Source organism: Streptomyces sp. adm13(2018), assembly GCF_008042145.1.
In the GTDB taxonomy this organism is placed as follows: domain Bacteria; phylum Actinomycetota; class Actinomycetes; order Streptomycetales; family Streptomycetaceae; genus Streptomyces.
On the sequence record NZ_RDBH01000129.1, the window covers coordinates 963053 to 981818 of the forward strand.

General features: G+C 72.5%; 14 protein-coding genes. 5 read left to right on the forward strand and 9 right to left on the reverse strand.

What is annotated here, in order from left to right:
• Window positions 1–4: 4 nt before the first annotated feature.
• Window positions 5–925, reverse strand: a complete 921-nt coding sequence (locus EAO70_RS21040) for a TIGR01777 family oxidoreductase (protein ID WP_148004414.1) — start codon at window positions 923–925, stop codon at window positions 5–7.
• Between the two features lie 39 nt (window positions 926–964).
• Here EAO70_RS21040 and EAO70_RS21045 point away from each other — a divergent pair, with 39 nt between their 5' ends.
• Window positions 965–1468, forward strand: a complete 504-nt coding sequence (locus EAO70_RS21045) for a GNAT family N-acetyltransferase (RefSeq protein ID WP_148004415.1) — start codon at window positions 965–967, stop codon at window positions 1466–1468.
• Here the strand turns inward: EAO70_RS21045 and EAO70_RS21050 are convergent.
• Window positions 1440–2204 (reverse strand): TetR/AcrR family transcriptional regulator, encoded by a 765-nt coding sequence (locus tag EAO70_RS21050; protein WP_148004416.1) that lies wholly within the window; start codon window positions 2202–2204, stop codon window positions 1440–1442. The genes EAO70_RS21045 and EAO70_RS21050 overlap by 29 nt on opposite strands.
• Before the next feature lie 112 nt (window positions 2205–2316).
• Between EAO70_RS21050 and EAO70_RS21055 the strand changes: the two genes are divergently transcribed.
• Window positions 2317–3111, forward strand: coding sequence for an SDR family NAD(P)-dependent oxidoreductase (locus EAO70_RS21055; RefSeq protein ID WP_148004417.1), 795 nt, complete (start codon window positions 2317–2319; stop codon window positions 3109–3111).
• Window positions 3112–3177: 66 nt separating this feature from the next.
• Here the strand turns inward: EAO70_RS21055 and EAO70_RS21060 are convergent, their stop codons facing one another.
• Window positions 3178–3699, reverse strand: coding sequence for a DUF4240 domain-containing protein (locus tag EAO70_RS21060; protein WP_148005272.1), 522 nt, complete (start codon window positions 3697–3699; stop codon window positions 3178–3180).
• A gap of 99 nt (window positions 3700–3798) precedes the next feature.
• On the opposite strand from EAO70_RS21060, the gene EAO70_RS21065 reads away from it, so the two are divergent.
• On the forward strand, window positions 3799–4746 hold the full coding sequence (locus EAO70_RS21065) for an SDR family oxidoreductase (RefSeq protein ID WP_148004418.1): 948 nt from the start codon (window positions 3799–3801) through the stop codon (window positions 4744–4746).
• 161 nt (window positions 4747–4907) lie between these two features.
• On the opposite strand, the gene EAO70_RS21070 is transcribed toward EAO70_RS21065, so the two are convergent.
• From EAO70_RS21070 to EAO70_RS21095, 6 genes are all read right to left on the reverse strand, one after another.
• Complete coding sequence (locus EAO70_RS21070) at window positions 4908–5894, reverse strand: helix-turn-helix transcriptional regulator (protein ID WP_148004419.1); 987 nt, start codon at window positions 5892–5894, stop codon at window positions 4908–4910.
• Between the two features lie 80 nt (window positions 5895–5974).
• A complete protein-coding gene (aceE, locus tag EAO70_RS21075; protein ID WP_148004420.1) occupies window positions 5975–8680 on the reverse strand; it encodes a pyruvate dehydrogenase (acetyl-transferring), homodimeric type in 2706 nt (901 codons plus the stop codon).
• Window positions 8681–8972: 292 nt separating this feature from the next.
• The gene (locus EAO70_RS21080; RefSeq protein ID WP_030314321.1) at window positions 8973–9596 is read right to left on the reverse strand and encodes a GntR family transcriptional regulator; all 624 of its coding nucleotides are present in this window, start codon (window positions 9594–9596) and stop codon (window positions 8973–8975) included.
• 131 nt (window positions 9597–9727) lie between these two features.
• Entirely contained in the window at window positions 9728–11440 is a 1713-nt protein-coding gene (sucB, locus tag EAO70_RS21085) for a 2-oxoglutarate dehydrogenase, E2 component, dihydrolipoamide succinyltransferase (RefSeq protein WP_148004421.1), read from the reverse strand.
• A 62-nt stretch (window positions 11441–11502) separates the two neighbouring features.
• Entirely contained in the window at window positions 11503–12891 is a 1389-nt protein-coding gene (lpdA, locus tag EAO70_RS21090) for a dihydrolipoyl dehydrogenase (protein ID WP_073919526.1), read from the reverse strand.
• A 297-nt stretch (window positions 12892–13188) separates the two neighbouring features.
• Entirely contained in the window at window positions 13189–14697 is a 1509-nt protein-coding gene (locus EAO70_RS21095; protein WP_148004422.1) for a leucyl aminopeptidase, read from the reverse strand.
• Between the two features lie 315 nt (window positions 14698–15012).
• Here EAO70_RS21095 and EAO70_RS21100 point away from each other — a divergent pair, with 315 nt between their 5' ends.
• Together EAO70_RS21100 and pelF are read left to right on the forward strand one after the other, a co-directional pair.
• Window positions 15013–17115 carry a hypothetical protein gene (locus tag EAO70_RS21100; RefSeq protein WP_148004423.1) on the forward strand — a complete coding sequence of 701 codons (2103 nt, stop codon included), beginning with the start codon at window positions 15013–15015 and terminating at the stop codon, window positions 17113–17115.
• A gap of 25 nt (window positions 17116–17140) precedes the next feature.
• Window positions 17141–18700 (forward strand): GT4 family glycosyltransferase PelF, encoded by a 1560-nt coding sequence (gene pelF / locus EAO70_RS21105; protein ID WP_148004424.1) that lies wholly within the window; start codon window positions 17141–17143, stop codon window positions 18698–18700.
• Window positions 18701–18766: the final 66 nt, after the last annotated feature.

Consider the following 18766-nt stretch of genomic DNA (forward strand, 5'->3'; position numbering starts at 1 on the left):
GGAGTCAGCGCGTCGCCGCCCGGATCGCGTCGTCGATCGTCGGGAACGCGAAGTCGAATCCGGTCTCCAACAGCCGCCCCGGCAGCACCCGCTGACTCCCCAGCACGTCCTCGGCGAAGTCCCCGAGCGCCGCCTTCAGCGCGGGCGCGGGCACGGTGAAGAGGGTCGGCCGGTGCAGGACGCGGCCCATCGCCGCCGTCACCTCGCGGTTGGTGACCGGCTCGGGCGCGGTCAGGTTCACCGGGCCCCGCAGCTCCGGGGTGTCGACGAGGTGGCGCAGCGCCGCCACCTCGTCGTGGAGGGAGATGAACGACCAGTACTGGCTGCCGTCGCCGATCCGGCCGCCGAGCCCGGCCTTGAAGACGGGGAAGAGCCGTCCCCACGCCCCGCCCTCGCGCGCCACCACCAGACCGGTGCGGGCGTAGGCGACGCGGATGCCGGCCTCCTCGGCGGGGGCCGCGGCGGCCTCCCACTCCACGCAGACCTCGGGCAGGAAGCCCGTCCCCGCCGGGGCGCTCTCGTCGACCGCCCGGCTGCCGGTGTCGCCGTAATAACCGAGCGCGGTGCCGCAGACCAGGCTCTCCGGGGGCTCCGCGAGGGAGGCGAGGGCCTGGGCGATCGCGGTGGTGCCGAGGACGCGGCTGTCGCGGATCTCCCGCTTGTAGGCCTCGTTCCAGCGGCGTTCGCCGACTCCGGCGCCGGCGAGGTGGACGACGGAGTCCACGCCGACGAGCCCGGCGGCGTCCACGTAAAGCCGCTTCGGGTCCCATTCGACCTCGTCGGCGGTCCGGGCGGGCCGCCGGACGAGCCGGAGGACGTCGTGGCCGTCGGCGCGCAGGGAGCGGACGAGGGCGGAGCCGATGAGCCCGGAGGCGCCGGTGACGGCGATGCGCTGGTGCGTGGCGGAAGGCTGCATGGGGACCATCCTGCCCCTTCCGCACGGGCGCGTGGCACAGTGGCCGCCATGATCGTGCCGGAGACGCTGATACGTACCGCCGTCCGCGCCGACGACGCCGCCCTCGGGGCGCTCGACCGGGCCGCCTGGTCGCCCCTGCACGCGGTGCTGCCCGCCCCCGTCCCGCCGTACGGGCCGTTCTTCGACGACCGGCACCTGCCCGGGGACTACCTCGTCGCCGAGCGGGCGGGCGTGCTCGTGGGCTACATCCGGGTGGTGCCGCCGACCCCACTGGCCGCCACCGCCCATGTGCGGCAGATCCAGGGCCTCGCGGTCGCCGAGGCCGCGCGGGGGCGCGGGGTGGGGCGGGCGCTGCTGCGGGCCGCGATGGACCGGGCGCGGGCGGACGGAGCCGTCCGCATGACGCTGCGGGTGCTGGGGCACAACGCCCCGGCCCGCGCGCTCTACGCCGCCGAGGGCTTCGCGGTCGAGGGCGTGCTGCCGGGGGAGATGTTCCTGGCCGGGGAGTACGTGGACGACGTCCTCATGGGGCGGTCGCTGACCCTCCGCTGAGGGCTGACCTTCCGCTGAGGGCTGACCCTCCGCTGAGGGCGGGGCCGAGCAGCCGCATCCCGCCCATCAGTTCGCGCAGGCAGCGGACCGCGAGCTCCGCGGGGGCGCCCTCGCCGCGGGCCGGCGCGTCGGTCTCGGCCCAGCTCTCCAGGGCGATCCGGATGGCGTCCGTGGCCGCCGCGGCCGCGAGCCGCACCTCCAGCGGGTCCGCCGCCGGCCCCGCGAGTCCGGCCACGACCTCGCGCAGCCGCTCCTCGGACTCCTGGTTGACCCGGTACCAGACGGCCCGCAGGGCCGGGTCCTGCGCGGCCGCGCGCAGCAGTCCGCGGGTCCAGCGCAGCCCCTCCTCGGTCGCCGGGTCCGCGGGGGTCAGGGAGGCGGCGATCGAGTGTTCCAGGGCCGCGGGCAGTCCCGCGCCCGGTTCGGTGGCGGCCGTGGCGGCGAGGAGTTCGCGCCAGCGGTCGCCGCCGCCGGCGAGCAGCGGGGCGACGGCGTCCTGCTTGGACCGGAAGTACCGGTAGAAGGTGCGCAGCGCGACCCCGGCCCGCAGGGCGATGTCCTCGGCCGTGGTGCCGTCGGGGCCGTGCTCGGTGAAGAGTTCGGCGGCGGCGCGGGCGATGTCCAGCTGGGTGGCGGCCTTGCGGCGCTCCGTCAGCGTCCGGGTGGGGGGCGTGGACCCCTCGGGCTTGGTGCTCACCGTACGAAGCGTACGCCCGCGCCCGCCGGTGGTGCACATCGTGCAGAGATGGCAAATCGTGCCACTTGGGCGTACGGTGGCGGCGTTCTCCGGGACCCCGCACGTCCCGGAGCCAGAAGTCCCGGAAGCTCGACATCGAGAGGTTGCCCCCATGAACCAGCTGACCCGTTACCAAGGACGTCGCGCCCTCATCACCGGCGGCGGCTCCGGCATCGGCCAGGCCACCGTCCTGCGCATGCTGGCCGAGGGCGGCCGGGTCGTCGCCGCCGACATCAGCGAGGACGGCCTCAAGGACACCGTCGCCAAGGCCGGCGACGCCGCCGACCGCCTCACCACGGTGGTCGTGAACGTCGCCGACGAGGCCTCCGTACGTGCCGGCGTCGCCGCCGCCGTCGAGGCGCTCGGCGGACTGGACGTCCTCGTCAACGCCGCGGGCATCCTGCGCTCCTCGCACACCCACGAGACGAGCCTCGACTCCTTCGAGCAGGTCGTACGGATCAACCTCACCGGCACGTTCCTGATGATCCGCGAGTCGATCCCCGCGCTCCTGGCGGGCGAGGGCTCCGCCGTCGTGAACTTCTCCTCGACCTCCGCGATGTTCGCGCACCCCTACATGGCGGCGTACGCGGCCAGCAAGGGCGGCATCCAGTCCATGACCCACGCGCTCGCCGCCGAGTACGCCAAGCAGGGCATACGCTTCACCGCCGTCCAGCCCGGCTCCATCTCCTCCGGCATGACCGACGGCACCGGCGCCAGCCGCCAGAGCGTCGGCCCCGGCATCCCCGAGGACGCCGACTGGTCCCTCTTCACCAAGCTCGCCCCCGCCCTCGGCCAGGGCTTCGCCGGTCCCGAGACCGTCGCCGGGGTCGTCGCGATGCTGGCGTCCGAGGACGGACGGTTCATCACCGGCACCGAGATCCGCATCGACGGCGGAACGCACTTCTGACGGGCGCGGCCGCACCACCACGGCCGCGCGGGCCCCGGGCCGGGCCTCGCCTCCCGGGGCTCCCCGCTACGCCGTCCCGAAGCGCTCCCACAGCCGGGGGAAGCGGGTCGCGAGGAGCTGCTCGTCCTCCAGGTCGAACGGAGTCCCCAGCGGCTCCCCGCCCGGCACCGGGATCCCCAGGTCCGGGGTCTCGCCGCCGGTCAGCTGCTCGTAGGCCTCGTCCGCCGCGAAGCCGATCTCCTCGCCGTCCCCGTCGATCTCCACGTCGAAGTCGCCGAGCAGCTCCGCGAGCGCGTCGGGATCGTGCACCGCGCCCTCGTACACCTCCCGGCCCTGGCCGATGAGCCAGCAGCGGAACGAGTCGAAGACCTCGTCGCCCGCCCCGTCGAAGAGCACCGCGGCCGCACCCCACAGGTCCCAGAGGTGGGCGCGGTTGTAGCGGGCCTCGAAGTGGCGCGCGTAGTCGAGCACGGAGTCCGGGTCCAGCCGGGTCAGCCGCTCCACGAGCAGGTCGGCCTGTTCCTCCGGGTCGCCCTCGGCGTCCTCGCGGCTGGCGTCGATGATCTCCCAGAACTCCGTCTCGTCCATCACGGGACCAGCATCCTGGTTCGGGGGGTGCGACGCACCCGGAAAGCCCGAAATGAAACCAGACAGAAGATGTCTCCTTTCCCTGCGAATCTGGTGCGCATGACGACGGAGAAGAACGAGACGAACGGTCCCCGGAGCCTGCGCGGACGGATCTGCCTGGTCGCCGGGGCCACCCGGGGCGCCGGACGGGCCATCGCCGTCCAGCTCGGAGCAGCCGGGGCGACGGTGTACGTCACCGGGCGGACCACCCGCGAGAAGGTCAGCGAGGTCGGCCGCCCCACCGAGACCATCGAGGAGACCGCCGAACTGGTGACGGCCGCCGGCGGCGAGGGCATCGCGGTCCCCACCGACCACCTGGAGGCCGACCAGGTGAACGCCCTGGTCGACCGGATCGACCGCGAGCGGGGGCGGCTCGACGTCCTCGTCAACGACGTGTGGGGCGGCGAGCACCTGGTCGTCGCGGGCTTCGGCAAGAAGATCTGGGAGGTGGACCTCGCCGACGGCCTGCGGATGCTGGAGCTGGGCGTGAAGACCCACCTCATCACCAGCGCGGCGGCCGTCCCGCTCCTCCTCCGCCACCCCGGCGGCCTCCTGATCGAGGTCACCGACGGCACGCAGGAGTACAACGCCACCCGCTACCGCGAGAACGTCTTCTACGACCTCGCCAAGAACGCCCCGATCCGGATGGCCTTCGGCCTCGGCAGGGAACTGGCCGAATCCGGCGGCACGGCGGTCGCCCTCACCCCCGGCTGGCTCCGCTCCGAGCAGATGCTGGACCACTTCGGCGTGACCGAGGAGAACTGGCGCGACGCGGCCGAGAAGCTCCCGGACTTCGCCGTCGCCGAGTCCCCGGTCTACGTCGGCCGCGCGGTCGCCGCCCTCGCCGCCGACCCCGACCGGTCCCGCTGGAACGGCCGCTCCCTCTCCAGCGGCCGGCTGGCGAAGGAGTACGGCTTCACCGACGCGGACGGCTCACGACCGGACGCGTGGGGCTTCATCATCGCGAAGGAGACGGACGAGAAGACGTCCGTGGACGACTACCGCTAGGCCGTCTCTTCCGGATCTTGCCTGACCCGCGCCGCCCGGCACCGCACCTCGCCGCGTTGTCGAGGCACCCGGGTACGCCCAGTACGCGGGTGCCTCTCCGCCTTGCGATGCACGGCACCGGACGACGCGGGCCTGACCGGCAAGATCCGGAAAGAGACGGCCTACGGCCTGTCGTCAGACCCCTCCCGCCCGTACAGCTCCCCCAGAGCCCGGGCCGCCTCCCCGAACCGGGCGCGCAGGGATTCCGGGGTCAGTACCTCCGCCTCCGCGCCGAGGCCGAGGAGCTGGGAGAAGGCGATGTCCTCGCTCTCCACCGGGAGCGTCGCCGTCACCCGGCCCTCCGCGTCCCGCGCCCCCGCCGCCAGCGCCTCCTCGGCGGCGGCGCGGTCCGTCACGTACGGCAGCCGCCGCGCCCCCTCCTCCGTGAGCCGTACGACGATCTCGGCGCGCAGGATCGAGCGGGCGAACTCCGCAGCCCGCGCGGCCCAGAAGTCCGGCAGGGCGAAGTCCTCGTTCCGTACGAAGTGCTCCGGGGAGAGCGCGACGGCCGAGAAGCGGTCCACCCGATAGGTCCGGAAGGCCGTGCCGGACCGCGCGCACAGGTACCAGACGCCCGCCTTGAGGACGAGGCCGTACGGGGCGAGCTCGCGCTCCACCTCGCGGTCCGCGCGCCGGTAGCGCGCCGACACCATCCGGTCGTCCCAGACCGCCTCCGCGATCGGCGGCAGCATCTCCGGGCTCTCCGGCTCCTGGTACCAGCCCGGCGCGTCCAGCAGGAAGCGCTGCGCCACCGAGTCCGGGGCGTCCCGCACCGAGGGCAACAGCGCCGCGGACACCTTCAGCCGGGCCGCCGACGCCGCGTCCTCCAGACCCATGTCCCGCAGCGCCCCCGGCAGCCCGGACAGGAACAGCGCCTCCGCCTCGCCCCGCGCGAGCCCCGTCAGCCGGGTGCGGTAGCCGCCCACGAGCCGGTACCCGCCGGCCCTGCCCCGGTCCGCGTACACCGGGACCCCGGCCTCCGAGAGGGCGAGGGCGTCCCGCGTGACGGTCCGCTCCGAGACCTCCAGCTCGGCGGCGAGCTCGGCCGCCGTCATCGAGGGGCGGGACTGGAGCAGCAGGACCATCTTGATCAGCCGGGCGGCACGCATGGCGTCCACCCTGCCACGCCCGAGGGGCCGCGCCCGTACCGGAGAAGTACGGACGCGGCCCCTCGGGGACGTGCTCGGTCCTACAGGCCGTAGCGCTCGCGCGCCTCCTTCACGGCCGAGGCCGGGACCTCGCCGCGGCGGGCGAGCTGCGCGAGGGCCGCGACGACGATCGACTGGGCGTCGACGCCGAAGTGGCGGCGGGCCGCGTCACGGGTGTCCGACAGGCCGAAGCCGTCCGCACCGAGCGAGGACCAGTCCTGCTCGACCCACTGCGCGATCTGGTCGGGGACCTGGCGCATGTAGTCGGAGACCGCGAGGACCGGGGACTCGACGCCCTCCAGGGCCCGGCGGATGTACGGCACCTGCTCCTCGCCGCGCAGCAGCGCCGCGTCGGCCTCCAGCGCGTCGCGCCGCAGCTCCGTCCAGGAGGTCGCGGACCACACGTCGGCGCCCACGCCCCACTCGGCGGCGAGCAGCTTCTGCGCCTCCAGGGCCCAGTGGATGGCCGTACCGGAGGAGAGGAGCTGGATGCGCGCGGGGTTCGCAGGGAGGTCGAGGCCCGCGGACTCCGCCGTGTTGAAGCGGTAGAGGCCCTTGACGATGCCCTCGTCGACGCCGGCCGGCTTGGCGGGCTGCGGCATGGGCTCGTTGTAGACCGTCAGGTAGTAGAAGACGTTCTGGTCCTCGCCCTCGGCGGCCTCGCCGTACATCCGGCGCAGACCCTCCTTGACGATGGCCGCGACCTCGTAGGCGAACGCCGGGTCGTACGTCAGCGCCGCCGGGTTGGTCGCCGCGATCACCGGCGAGTGGCCGTCGGCGTGCTGGAGGCCCTCACCGGTGAGGGTCGTCCGGCCCGCGGTGGCACCGACGAGGAAGCCGCGGCCGAGCTGGTCGCCGAGCTGCCACATCTGGTCGGCGGTCCGCTGCCAGCCGAACATCGAGTAGAAGATGTAGAACGGGATCATCGCCTCGCCGTGCGTGGAGTACGCGGTGGAAGCGGCGATGAAGTCGGCCATCGAACCGGCCTCGGTGATCCCCTCGTTGAGGATCTGGCCGTTGACGGCCTCCTTGTAGTACATCAGCTGGTCGCGGTCGACCGGCTCGTACGTCTGGCCCTTCGGCGAGTAGATGCCGAGCGACGGGAACAGCGACTCCATACCGAAGGTACGGGCCTCGTCGGGGACGATCGGAACCCAGCGCTTGCCGGTCTCCTTGTCCCGGATCAGGTCCTTGACCAGACGGACGAAGGCCATCGTGGTCGCCATCGACTGCGTGCCGGAGCCCTTGTCGAAGGCGGCGAAGGACTTCTCGGCCGGGGCCGGCAGCGGGGCGATCGCGTGGGTGCGGCGGGCCGGGGCCGGACCGCCGAGCGCCGCGCGGCGCTCCTGGAGGTAGCGGACCTCCGGGGAGTCGGCGCCCGGGTGGCCGTACGGCACCTGGCCGTCCGCGAACCGCGCGTCGGAGATCGGCAGTTCGAGCAGGTCACGCATGTTCTTGAACTCGTCGTTCGAGAGCTTCTTCATCTGGTGGTTCGCGTTCTTCGACGCGAAGCCCTCACCGAGGGTGAAGCCCTTGACGGTCTGCGCGAGGATGACCGTCGGCGCGCCCTTGAACTCCACGGCGGCCTTGTACGCGGCGTACACCTTGCGCGGCTCGTGGCCACCGCGCGAGAGGTGGAAGCACTCCAGGATCTTGTCGTCGGACAGCAGCTTCGCCATCGCGACGAGCGCCGGGTCCTTGCCGAAGAAGTCCTCGCGGATGTAGGCGGCGTCGCGGGTCTGGTACGTCTGGACCTGCGCGTCCGGCACCTCGCGGAGGCGGCGGACGAGGGCGCCGGTGGTGTCGAGCGCGAACAGCTCGTCCCAGGCGTTGCCCCACAGCGACTTCACGACGTTCCAGCCGGCGCCGCGGAACTGGGCCTCCAGCTCCTGCACGATCTTGAAGTTGGCGCGGACCGGGCCGTCGAGGCGCTGCAGGTTGCAGTTGATGACGAAGGTCAGGTTGTCCAGACCCTCGCGGGCGGCCAGGGCGAGGGCCGCGGTCGACTCGGGCTCGTCCATCTCGCCGTCGCCGAGGAACGCCCACACGTGCGAGGCGGAGACGTCCTTGATGGCCCGGTTGGTCAGGTAGCGGTTGAAGCGCGCCTGGTAGATCGCGGAGAGCGGGCCCAGGCCCATGGAGACGGTGGGGAACTCCCACAACCAGGGCAGGCGGCGCGGGTGCGGGTAGGAGGGCAGGCCGTTGCCGCCGGACTCCTGCCGGAAGTTGTCGAGGTGGGCCTCGTTCAGGCGCCCGTCCAGGAACGCGCGGGCGTAGATGCCGGGGGCGGCGTGACCCTGGATGTAGAGCTGGTCGCCGGAACCATCGGCTTCCTTGCCCTTGAAGAAGTGGTTGAAGCCGGTCTCGTACAGCCAGGCGGCCGACGCGAACGTGGCGATGTGACCGCCGACGCCGTACTTCGAGCCGCGGGAGACCATGGCGGCCGCGTTCCAGCGGTTCCAGGCGGTGATCCGGCGCTCCATGGCCTCGTCGCCGTCGAAGGCGGCGCCCGTCGGCTCGGCGGAGGTCGGGATGGTGTTGACGTAGTCCGTCTCCAGCAGCTTGGGCAGGGCGAGGCCCGCGCCCTCGGCGTGCTGGAGCGTGCGGCGCATCAGGTAGGCGGCCCGGTGGGGGCCGGCGGCCTTGGTGACGGCGTCCAGGGAGGCCGCCCACTCGGCGGTCTCCTCGGTGTCACGGTCCGGGAGCTGGTCGAGCTCACTCGGAATCTTGCCTACGGGATCGGTCATGATCGCCGCCTTCCGGACAGATGGGGGTGAAGAAGGGGTGCCGTGTCTGGCAGGACAGGGCGAAGGGCCGGGTAGCGGCCCGCCGAAGACTGTAAACCGGCGATCGATGATCGATCAAAGGGTTGAAGGGGAAAACCTCTTCAGATCGAGAAAGTCGGCACAGGGTGCCGCGAAACAGGGCACCCGGTGCCTCGTTTCCGCAGGTGGGAGCCGCTTTCTGAGGCAGTGCTCGCACGAATGAGCGGGCCCACCGAGGAGGGGGCCCGCTCACCGTCCGTGACGAGGAAGGGGGTCAGGCGCGCGGCGCGCAGCCCAGGACGTGCGCCTTCACCAGCGCGCCGATGTTCGGATCGCCCCGCCGGAAGGCCTCCACCAGCTCCTGGTGCTCCTCCGCGTACGACTTCTGCACCGTGCCCAGCCAGCGGATCGACAGCGCCGTGAAGACCTCGATGCCGAGGGTCTCCCAGGTGTGCAGCAGGACGGCGTTCCCGGCCGCCTTCACCAGCTCCCGGTGGAAGGCCACCGTGTGCCGCACCTGGGCCGTGCCGTCGGAGGTCGCGTCCGCCTCGTAGAGGGCCGCCACGTGCGGCTCCAGGGCCGAGCAGTCCGCCGCGAGCCGCCCGGCCGCCAGCTCGGCCGCGATCTGCTCCAGACCGGCCCGGACGGGGTAGCTCTCCTCCAGGTCGGCGGCGGTCAGGTTGCGGACCCGGACGCCCTTGTTCGGCGCCGACTCGATCAGCCGCAGCGACTCCAGCTCCCGCAGCGCCTCGCGCACGGGTGTCTGGCTGACCTCCAGCTCGGTCGCGATCCGGCGCTCCACGATCCGCTCGCCCGGCTTCCAGCGGCCGCTGACGATCCCCTCCACGATGTGCTCGCGGATCTGCTCGCGCAGCGAGTGGACGACGGGGACGGTCATGAAGCGGCTCCTCGGGGAGTGTTGACTCTCAAGACAATACGGCGGCGCCCCCGTCCGGAAACACTTCCGGACGGGGGCGCCGCAGGTGAGGCTCGTTACGTTGCCCCGGTGCATGCCTTTCGGCGTACCGCCTACAGGCCGAGGTCGCCCTCGAACTCGCCGGCCTCGAGGAACGCCTTGACCGAGGTCAGGTAGCGGGCGGCGTCGGCGCCGTCCACCAGACGGTGGTCGTAGGAGAGCGCGACGTACGTCATGTCGCGGATCGCGATCGTCTCGCCCAGGTCCGGGTGGTCGATGACGACCGGACGGCGCACGGTGGCGCCGATGCCCAGGATCGCGACCTGGTTCGGGGGCACGATGATCGTGTCGAACAGCGCGCCGCGCGAACCGGTGTTGGAGATGGTGAAGGTCGCCCCGGCCAGGTCGTCCGGGGTGATCTTGCTGGCGCGCACGGCGCCGGCCAGCTCCGCGGTCTTCTTCGAGATGCCGGCGATGTTGAGGTCGCCCGCACCCTTGATGACCGGGGTCATCAGACCCTTCTCGGAGTCCACCGCGATACCGATGTTCTCGGTGTCGAAGTAGGTGATCGTGCCCTCGCCCTCGTTGATCCGGGCGTTGACGACCGGGTGGGCCTTCAGCGCCTGGGCCGCCGCCTTCACGAAGAACGGCATCGGGGACAGCTTGACGCCCTCGCGGGCCGCGAACGCGTCCTTGGCCCGGGCGCGCAGCTTCATCAGCTTGGTGATGTCGACCTCGACGACCGAGGTCAGCTGCGCCTGGCCGTGCAGGGCCTTCATCATGTTGTCGCCGATGACCTTGCGCATGCGGGTCATCTTGACGGTCTGACCGCGCAGCGGGGAGGCCTCCAGGGCCGGAGCCTTCGGGGCGGACGCGGCCGGGGCGGCGGCCGGAGCCGGAGCCTTCTTGGCCTCGGCCGCCGCGAGGACGTCCTGCTTGCGGATGCGGCCGCCGACGCCGGAGCCCTTGACGGAGCCCAGGTCGACACCGTTCTCGGTGGCGAGCTTGCGGACCAGCGGGGTCACGTACGCGCCATCCTCCGACGACGCGGCGGGCGCGGCGGGCGCGGCCGACGCGGCCGGAGCCGGGGTGGACGGGACGGGGGTGACCACGGCCGGGGCGGTCGACGGGGCCTCGGGGGCCGGGGCCTCCTGGGCCGGGGCGGCGGCCGGGGCCGAGCCCGCGGCGCCGATGACGGCCAGCTTGGCGCCGACCTCGGCGGTCTCGTCCTCGTTGACGACGATCTCCAGGAGGACGCCGGAGGCCGGGGCCGGGATCTCGGTGTCGACCTTGTCCGTGGAGACCTCGAGCAGCGGCTCGTCGGCCTCGACGGTCTCACCGACCGACTTCAGCCAGCGGGTCACGGTGCCCTCGGTGACGGACTCGCCCAGCGCGGGCAGCACGACGTCGGTGCCCTCGGCGGAACCGCCGCCGGATGCGGCCTCGGCCGTCGGGGCCGGAGCCGGCTCCTGGGCCTCGGTGGACGGGGCGGCCTGCGGGGCCTCCTGCGCGGGGGCCTCCTGCGCCGGCGCCTCCTGCGCCGGAGCGGCCTCGGCGGCCGGGGCCTCGGCCGCGGCCGAGTCGCCGGAGCCGTCGTCGATGATGGCCAGCTCGGCGCCGACCTCGACCGTCTCGTCCTCGGCGACCTTGATGGAGGCCAGGATGCCCGAGGCGGGGGCGGGGATCTCGGTGTCGACCTTGTCGGTCGAGACCTCGAGCAGCGGCTCGTCGGCCTCGACACGCTCACCCTCGGCCTTGAGCCAGCGGGTGACGGTGCCCTCGGTGACGCTCTCGCCGAGCGCCGGCAGGGTTACGGAAACCGACATGGTTTCAGTTGCTCCTAACGAATTGCGGAAAGTGGTCGTCGCGCCCTGTGATGACGTGAGCGTCAGTCGTGGGAGTGCAGAGGCTTGCCGGCCAGAGCCAGGTGGGCCTCGCCGAGCGCCTCGTTCTGCGTCGGGTGGGCGTGGATGAGCTGCGCGACCTCGGCCGGCAGCGCCTCCCAGTTGTAGATCAGCTGTGCTTCGCCGACCTGCTCGCCCATGCGGTCACCGACCATGTGGACGCCGACCACGGCACCGTCCTTGACCTGGACGAGCTTGATCTCGCCCGCGGTCTTGAGGATCTTGCTCTTGCCGTTGCCCGCGAGGTTGTACTTGAGGGCGACGACCTTGTCCGCGCCGTAGATCTCCTTGGCCTTCGCCTCGGTGATGCCGACGGAGGCGACCTCGGGGTGGCAGTACGTCACCCGGGGCACGCCGTCGTAGTCGATCGGGACGGCCTTCAGGCCGGCCAGGCGCTCCGCGACGAGGATGCCCTCGGCGAAGCCGACGTGCGCGAGCTGGAGCGTCGGGACGAGGTCGCCCACGGCCGAGATCGTCGGCACGTTGGTACGCATGTACTCGTCGACCAGGACGTAGCCGCGGTCCATCGCGACGCCCTGCTCCTCGTACCCGAGACCGGCGGAGACCGGGCCGCGGCCGATGGCGACCAGCAGCACCTCGGCCTCGAAGGTCTTGCCGTCGGCCAGGGTGACCTTGACGCCGTTGTCGGTGTACTCGGCGGACTGGAAGAAGGTGCCGAGGTTGAACTTGATGCCGCGCTTGCGGAACGCGCGCTCAAGAAGCTTCGAGCTGTTCTCGTCCTCGACCGGGACCAGGTGCTTCAGGCCCTCGATCACCGTGACGTCGGTGCCGAAGGACTTCCACGCCGAGGCGAACTCGACGCCGATGACGCCGCCGCCCAGGATGATCGCGGACTCCGGGACGCGGTCCAGGGTCAGCGCGTGGTCCGAGGAGATGATCCGGTTGCCGTCGATCTCCAGGCCGGGGAGGGACTTCGGCACGGAACCGGTGGCCAGGAGGACGTGGCGACCCTCGACCCGGCGGCCGTCGACGTCGACGGAGGTCGGGGAGGACAGGTGGCCGGTGCCCTCGATGTAGGTCACCTTGCGGGAGGCGACGAGACCCTGCAGACCCTTGTACAGGCCCGAGATCACGTCGTCCTTGTACTTGTGCACGGCCTTGATGTCGATGCCCTCGAAGGAGGCCTTGACACCGAACTGCTCCGCCTCGCGGGTCTGGTCGGCGACCTCGCCGGCGTGGAGCAGGGCCTTCGTCGGGATGCAGCCGTTGTGCAGGCAGGTGCCGCCGAGCTTGTTCTTCTCGATCAGTGCGACGTCCAGGCCCAGCTGCGCTCCGCGCAGCGCCGCGGCGTAACCGCCGCTACCGCCGCCGAGGATCACTAGGTCGAAAACGGTGCTGGCGTCGTTCGCCACGTCACGTCCTCCATGCATGTGCGCTCGTCGCCGGTCCCCTCGTTCCCCTTTCGGGTGAGGACCGGTCGGTCGGCTGGTGTTCGGCCGCTTATTTTCGGCCCTGTGGTGGGGGCCCTGTCCTGCCGAGAACCCATCTTCGCACTTGTTGACGGACGGCGGGACGCGGGGCCGTGCTCTGAGACGGCCGATCGTCCGTACGGCGGGCCGACCGGAGCGGACGAACCCACGGATTTCGTCGTGGGCGAACGGCGACGGCCCCGGGCACGCAGCCCGGGGCCGTCGCCGTCACACGACCGCTCAGACCTCGCCGGCCGCCGTGCGCTCGGCCAGCTTCACCAGGGTGCGGACCGAGGAGCCGGTGCCGCCCTTGGGGGTGTAGCCGTACGGCGCGCCCTCGTGGAAGGCCGGGCCCGCGATGTCCAGGTGGGCCCACGGGATGCCCTCGCCCACGAACTCCTGGAGGAAGAGTCCGGCGACCAGGCCGCCGCCCATCCGCTCACCCATGTTGGCGATGTCGGCGGTGGGGGAGTCCATGCCCTTGCGCAGGTCCGCGGGGAGCGGCATCGGCCAGGACGCCTCGCCGACCTCCTCCGCGATCTCGTGGATCGAGGAGCGGAACTCGTCGTCGTTGGCCATGATCCCGAAGGTGCGGTTGCCCAGCGCGAGGACCATCGCGCCGGTCAGGGTCGCCACGTCGACGATCGCGTCCGGGTGCTCCTCCGAGGCGCGGGTCAGCGCGTCGGCGAGGACGAGCCGGCCCTCGGCGTCGGTGTTCAGGACCTCGACGGTCTTGCCGCTGTACATGCGCAGCACGTCACCCGGGCGGGTGGCGGAGCCGGACGGCATGTTCTCGGCGAGGGCGAGCCAGCCCGTGACGTTGACCTGGAGGCCGAGGCGGGCCGCGGCGACGACGGTGGAGAACACGGCGGCGGCGCCGCTCATGTCGCACTTCATCGTCTCGTTGTGGCCGGCCGGCTTCAGCGAGATGCCGCCCGAGTCGTAGGTGATGCCCTTGCCGACCAGGGCGAGGGTCTTCTCCGCCTTCGCGTGGGTGTAGGCGATCCGGACCAGGCGCGGCGGGTTCTCGGAGCCCTTGCCGACGCCCAGGATGCCGCCGTAGCCGCCCTTGGCGAGCGCCTTCTCGTCGAGGATCTGGACCTTGAGGCCGTGCTCCTTGCCGGCGGCCTGGGCGGCGGCCGCGAAGGCCGCCGGGGTCAGGTCGTTCGGCGGCATGTTGATCAGGTCGCGGGCGCGGTTGATCTCCTCGGCGACGGCCAGGGCGCGCTCGGCGGCGGCCTTGTGGGCCTTGTCGCGCGGCTTGGCGCCGAGCAGGGCGACCTCGCCCAGCGGCTTCTTCGCGTCCTTGCCGGCCTCCTGGTACTGCGTGAAGGCGTACGCGCCGAGCAGGGCGCCCTCGGCGACCGCGCCGGCGTCCTCGGCGTCCTCGATCGGCAGCGCGAACGCGGCCTTCTTCGCGCCGGTCAGGACGCGGGCGGCGACACCGGCGGCCCGGCGGAGGGTCTCCGTGCCGTACGCCTCGCCGTCCCCGGGGGCGGAGCCCAGGCCGACGGCCAGGACGACGGGGGCCTTGAGGCCGGAGGGGGCGGGCAGCTTGGTCGCCTCACCCTCGGCACCGGAGGCACCCAGCGTCTCCAGGACGGCGGCGAGCCGGCCGTCGAAGGCCTTGTCGACGGCCTCGGCGCCCGGGGCGACGACGAGCGTCTTCCCGGACTTCGCGACGCCGACGACCAGGGCGTCGGCGCGCAGCGTCGCCGCGCCGGCAGTGCTGAGAGTGAGAGCAGTCACGGTGGTGAAATCTCGCTTCCATTGAGTTCTGTGGCGGTCGAGGGATGGGCCGACCGTGCCCGCCGCATCGTATTTCGGCCCGGAGAGCGCCGAGAACGAGCCTACGCTCGCTCACCCGGTTCGCTCACGGCGGCGTTGGTTCACTCATCCGTGGTGTCTCTTTCATGTTTACCGTTCAGGCCCGGAACGCTCCTCCACACTCACCTCAGTCACGCAAGGACGACCCGCTCGTCTTCGCATCATCTGCATCATCTCCACAGGTTCGCCGCCCCGGTCCCCGGTGCGCGGGGGCCTGCCGAGGGGGGACACCACCTGATGGACTCCGGCCGAATCCGTATGCCCGGAAGCGCCCGCCGCACCCGTGGCGGCACCCGCACCGCGCCCCGTACCGCCCGTGTCGCGGCCCTCGCCGCCGCCGCGCTGCTCGCCACCGTCGTCCCGTCCGCGCAGGCCCTCGCGGCCCCCGCGCCCCGGATCGACCTGACCGTCCTCGTCGTCGACGACGGCGGCAGCGCCGTCGGGGCGATCACCGCCGAGCTGAAGGGCGCCGGCGTCCCGTACCGCACGATCGACCTGAACGACCCGGACCGGCCCGTCCTCAGCACGGCCTTCCTCAGCGACACCCTGGACGGCCGCCCCCGCGCCAAGTACCAGGGCGTGGTCATGCCCCACGAGAGCGCCCTCGGCCCCGGCTCGGCCGAGCACACCGCCCTCCAGACGTACGAGCGGACCTTCGGGATCCCGCAGGTCGACGCCTACACCTGGTCGCACCCCGGCGTCGGCCTCGACTACACCGACCAGGGCGGCTGGTCCGGCGTCCTCGACGGCACCACCGCCGGCATCACCACCGCCGGGAAGGCCGGCCCCTTCCAGTACCTGGCCGGATCCCTCACCTTCGAGGACAACGACCCCGCCATCGCCGAGAGCTACGGCTACGCGGGCCGCCCCCGGGCCGGCTACACCAGCTACGTCGACGTCCCCGTGGAGGGAACCGCCGGCGGCCGCGCCAGCCTCGTCGGGGAGTACACCGCCGACGGGCGCCGCGAACTGGTCGTCACCTTCGCCTACAACCAGTACCAGCGGCAGTTCCGGGCCCTCGCCCGCGGCATCGTCGAATGGCTCACCCAGGGCGTCCACCTCGGCCAGAGCCGCAACTACCTCTCCGTGCACGTCGACGACGTCTTCGCCCCCGACGCCCGCTGGGACGCCGGACTCAACTGCACGCCCGGCGACTTCGACTGCGTCGGCGACGACGGGGAGGGCGCCAACCCGATCCGGATGACCGTCGCCGACGCCCAGTACGCCGCCGCCTGGCAGAAGTCCTCCGGCTTCACCCTCGACATGGTCTACAACGGCGGCCAGGGCGAGCAGTGGAAGACCGAGCACGGCGGCTCCGACCCGCTCACCGACCGGCTCGTCGCCGACCGCGCCCAGTACCGGTGGATCAACCACACCTACACCCACCCCTTCCTCGGCTGCGTGCAGGACAACACCGTCGTCCCCTGGCAGTGCGCCAAGGACACCCGCGGCAACACCCTCTGGGTCAGCCGCGCCGAACTCTCCGCCCAGATCCGCGACAACCACAACTGGGCCGTCCGCAAGGGCATCGCCGTCGACCGCTCCGAACTCGTCACCGGCGAGCACTCCGGCCTCCGGACCCTGCCCCAGCAGCCCGTCGACAACCCGAACCTCGCGGGCGCCCTCGCCGACAACGGCGTCAAGTGGACCGGCAGCGACAACTCCCGCGAACCCCAGCAGCGTTCCGTCGGCACCGGCTCCGGCGCCGCGAAGACCGTGCCCCGCCACCCGATGAACGTCTACTACAACGTGGGCACCGCCGCCGAGATGGCCGACGAGTACAACTGGATCTACACCTCCCGCGCCGACGGCGGCAGCGGCGTCTGCGAGTCCAACCCGGCCTCCACCTGCCTGCCCGCCCCGCTTCCCACGGCCACCGGCTACGCCGACCACATCGTGCCGCAGGAGGCTCGCACCGCCCTCTCCCACGTCCTCGGCAACGACCCCCGGCCGCACTACGTGCACCAGTCGAACCTCGCCGAGGAACGCCTCCTCTACCCCGTCCTCGACCGCGTACTGGCCGACTACCGGGGCCTGTTCGCAGCCAGCGCGCCCCTGGTGAACCCGGCCCAGCGCGACGTCGGCACCGAACTGACCCGCCGCGCCGCCTGGGACCAGGCCCTCGCCGCCGGGAAGGTCACCGCCTACCGCATCGGCACCGCGGTCACCGTCAAGGCCCCCGCCGGCCTCAGCGCGCCCGTCACCGCCCCCGAGGGCACCCGCAAGCGCCTCGTCCTCGGCACCGCCGCCTTCGGGACGCCGTACGCCGGAACCCGGTCCGCCTGGACCGCGCCCGAACGGCTCCAGAGCAGCGTCACCCTGACGCTCCCGACCGCCTGACCAGCACGTTCTGGGGGGAACGCACATGCCGAGCAGTGGCCGTCACGTCACCATGCTCACCGAAGGCACCTATCCGCATGTCCACGGCGGCGTCAGCACCTGGTGCGACCAGCTCGTCCGCGGCATGCCCGAGGTCGACTTCGAGATCCTCGCCCTCACCGGCAACGGCCGCGAACCCGTCACCTGGGAGCTGCCGCCCAACGTCACCCGGCACACCGCCTACCCCCTCTGGGGACTCCCGCAGGGGCCGACCGCGCCCGGCCTCCTGGCCGCCGCGCGCCGGCCCCTGCGGGGGCCGGCCCGCCGCCGCTTCCTCGACGCCTACGAGCGCCTGCTCCTCGCGCTCCTCGACCCCGAGGCGGGCTACGACTTCGGCGGCGGCCTGTACGAACTCGCCGAACTCGCCCGGCAGGGCCGGCTCACCCAGGCCCTGCGCTCCGAGGCCGCCCTCCGCTCCCTGATGTGGATCTGGACCATGCCGCACCTGCCGACGCTCGCGGCCCGGCCCACCGTCCACGACGCCCTCACCGCCACCGACCTGCTCGAACACGCCCTGCGGCCGCTCGCCGCCCGGATAGCCGGCGACGGCGTCGCCCACGCCGTCTCCAGCGGCCTCGCCACCCTCCCGGCGCTCGCCGCACAGCACTTCGAAGGAGTGCCCTTCCTGCTCACCGAACACGGCATCTACCTCCGCGAGCGCTACCTCGGCTACCGCACCGAGGCGCAACGCTGGCCCGTGAAGGCCCTCATGCTCGGCTTCTACCGGGAGCTGAACACCCTCGGCTACCGCAAGGCCGACCTCATCACCCCCTGCAACCAGTACAACCGGCGCTGGGAGGAACGCGGCGGCGCCCCCGCCGACCGCATCCGCACCGTCTACAACGGCGTCGACCCGGCCCTCTTCCCCGAGGCCGGACCCGAACCCGAGACCCCCACGCTCAGCTGGTGCGGCCGCGTCGACCCCATCAAGGACCTGGAGACCCTGATCAGGGCGTACGCCATCTGCCGCGCCGAACTCCCCGCGCTGCGGCTGCGGTTGTTCGGCCCGGTACCCGCCGGGAACGAGGACTACCTCACCCGCCTGGAGAAGCTCGCCGCCGAACTCGGCGTCACCGACGGCCTCACCTTCGAGGGCCGGATCTCCGACGTGCCCAGCGCCTACGCGGCCGGCAGCGTGGTGATGCTCTCCTCCATCAGCGAGGGCTTCCCCTTCTCCCTCATCGAGGCCATGTCCTGCGGGCGGGCCACCGTCTCCACCGACGTCGGCGGGGTACGGGAGGCCGTCGGCGACACCGGGATCGTCGTGCCGCCCCGCGAACCGGCCGTGATGGCGGCCGCCGTCGCCGCCCTCCTCGGCGACGGCGCCCGCCGCGCCGAACTCGGCCGCCGGGCCCGGCAGCGGGTCATCGACCGGTTCACCCTGCACCGCTCGGTGGACGGCTTCCGCCAGATCTACCGCGAACTGGCCGGGGACCGGGTCCGCCCGGCGGCCCGTCCCCGGATCCGTACGAAGCCCTGGCCCGCCCGGCTCCCGGCCCCGTGCCGGATCACCCCGACGCTGGTGGCGGGAGGCACCCCGGCATGAGCGTCGGGGTGATCCGGCACGGGGCCGGGAGCCGGGCGGGCCAGGGCTTCGTACGGATCCGGGGAC

What these genes read in the sequence shown, in the direction of transcription:
- EAO70_RS21040 (WP_148004414.1), bottom strand. Translation starts at nt 925, where the DNA reads ATGGTCCCCATGCAGCCTTCCGCCACGCACCAGCGCATCGCCGTCACC.
- EAO70_RS21045 (WP_148004415.1), top strand. Translation starts at nt 965, where the DNA reads ATGATCGTGCCGGAGACGCTGATACGTACCGCCGTCCGCGCCGACGAC.
- EAO70_RS21050 (WP_148004416.1), bottom strand. Translation starts at nt 2,204, where the DNA reads ATGTGCACCACCGGCGGGCGCGGGCGTACGCTTCGTACGGTGAGCACC.
- EAO70_RS21055 (WP_148004417.1), top strand. Translation starts at nt 2,317, where the DNA reads ATGAACCAGCTGACCCGTTACCAAGGACGTCGCGCCCTCATCACCGGC.
- EAO70_RS21060 (WP_148005272.1), bottom strand. Translation starts at nt 3,699, where the DNA reads ATGGACGAGACGGAGTTCTGGGAGATCATCGACGCCAGCCGCGAGGAC.
- EAO70_RS21065 (WP_148004418.1), top strand. Translation starts at nt 3,799, where the DNA reads ATGACGACGGAGAAGAACGAGACGAACGGTCCCCGGAGCCTGCGCGGA.
- EAO70_RS21070 (WP_148004419.1), bottom strand. Translation starts at nt 5,894, where the DNA reads ATGCGTGCCGCCCGGCTGATCAAGATGGTCCTGCTGCTCCAGTCCCGC.
- aceE (WP_148004420.1), bottom strand. Translation starts at nt 8,680, where the DNA reads ATGACCGATCCCGTAGGCAAGATTCCGAGTGAGCTCGACCAGCTCCCG.
- EAO70_RS21080 (WP_030314321.1), bottom strand. Translation starts at nt 9,596, where the DNA reads ATGACCGTCCCCGTCGTCCACTCGCTGCGCGAGCAGATCCGCGAGCAC.
- sucB (WP_148004421.1), bottom strand. Translation starts at nt 11,440, where the DNA reads ATGTCGGTTTCCGTAACCCTGCCGGCGCTCGGCGAGAGCGTCACCGAG.
- EAO70_RS21100 (WP_148004423.1), top strand. Translation starts at nt 15,013, where the DNA reads ATGGACTCCGGCCGAATCCGTATGCCCGGAAGCGCCCGCCGCACCCGT.
- pelF (WP_148004424.1), top strand. Translation starts at nt 17,141, where the DNA reads ATGCCGAGCAGTGGCCGTCACGTCACCATGCTCACCGAAGGCACCTAT.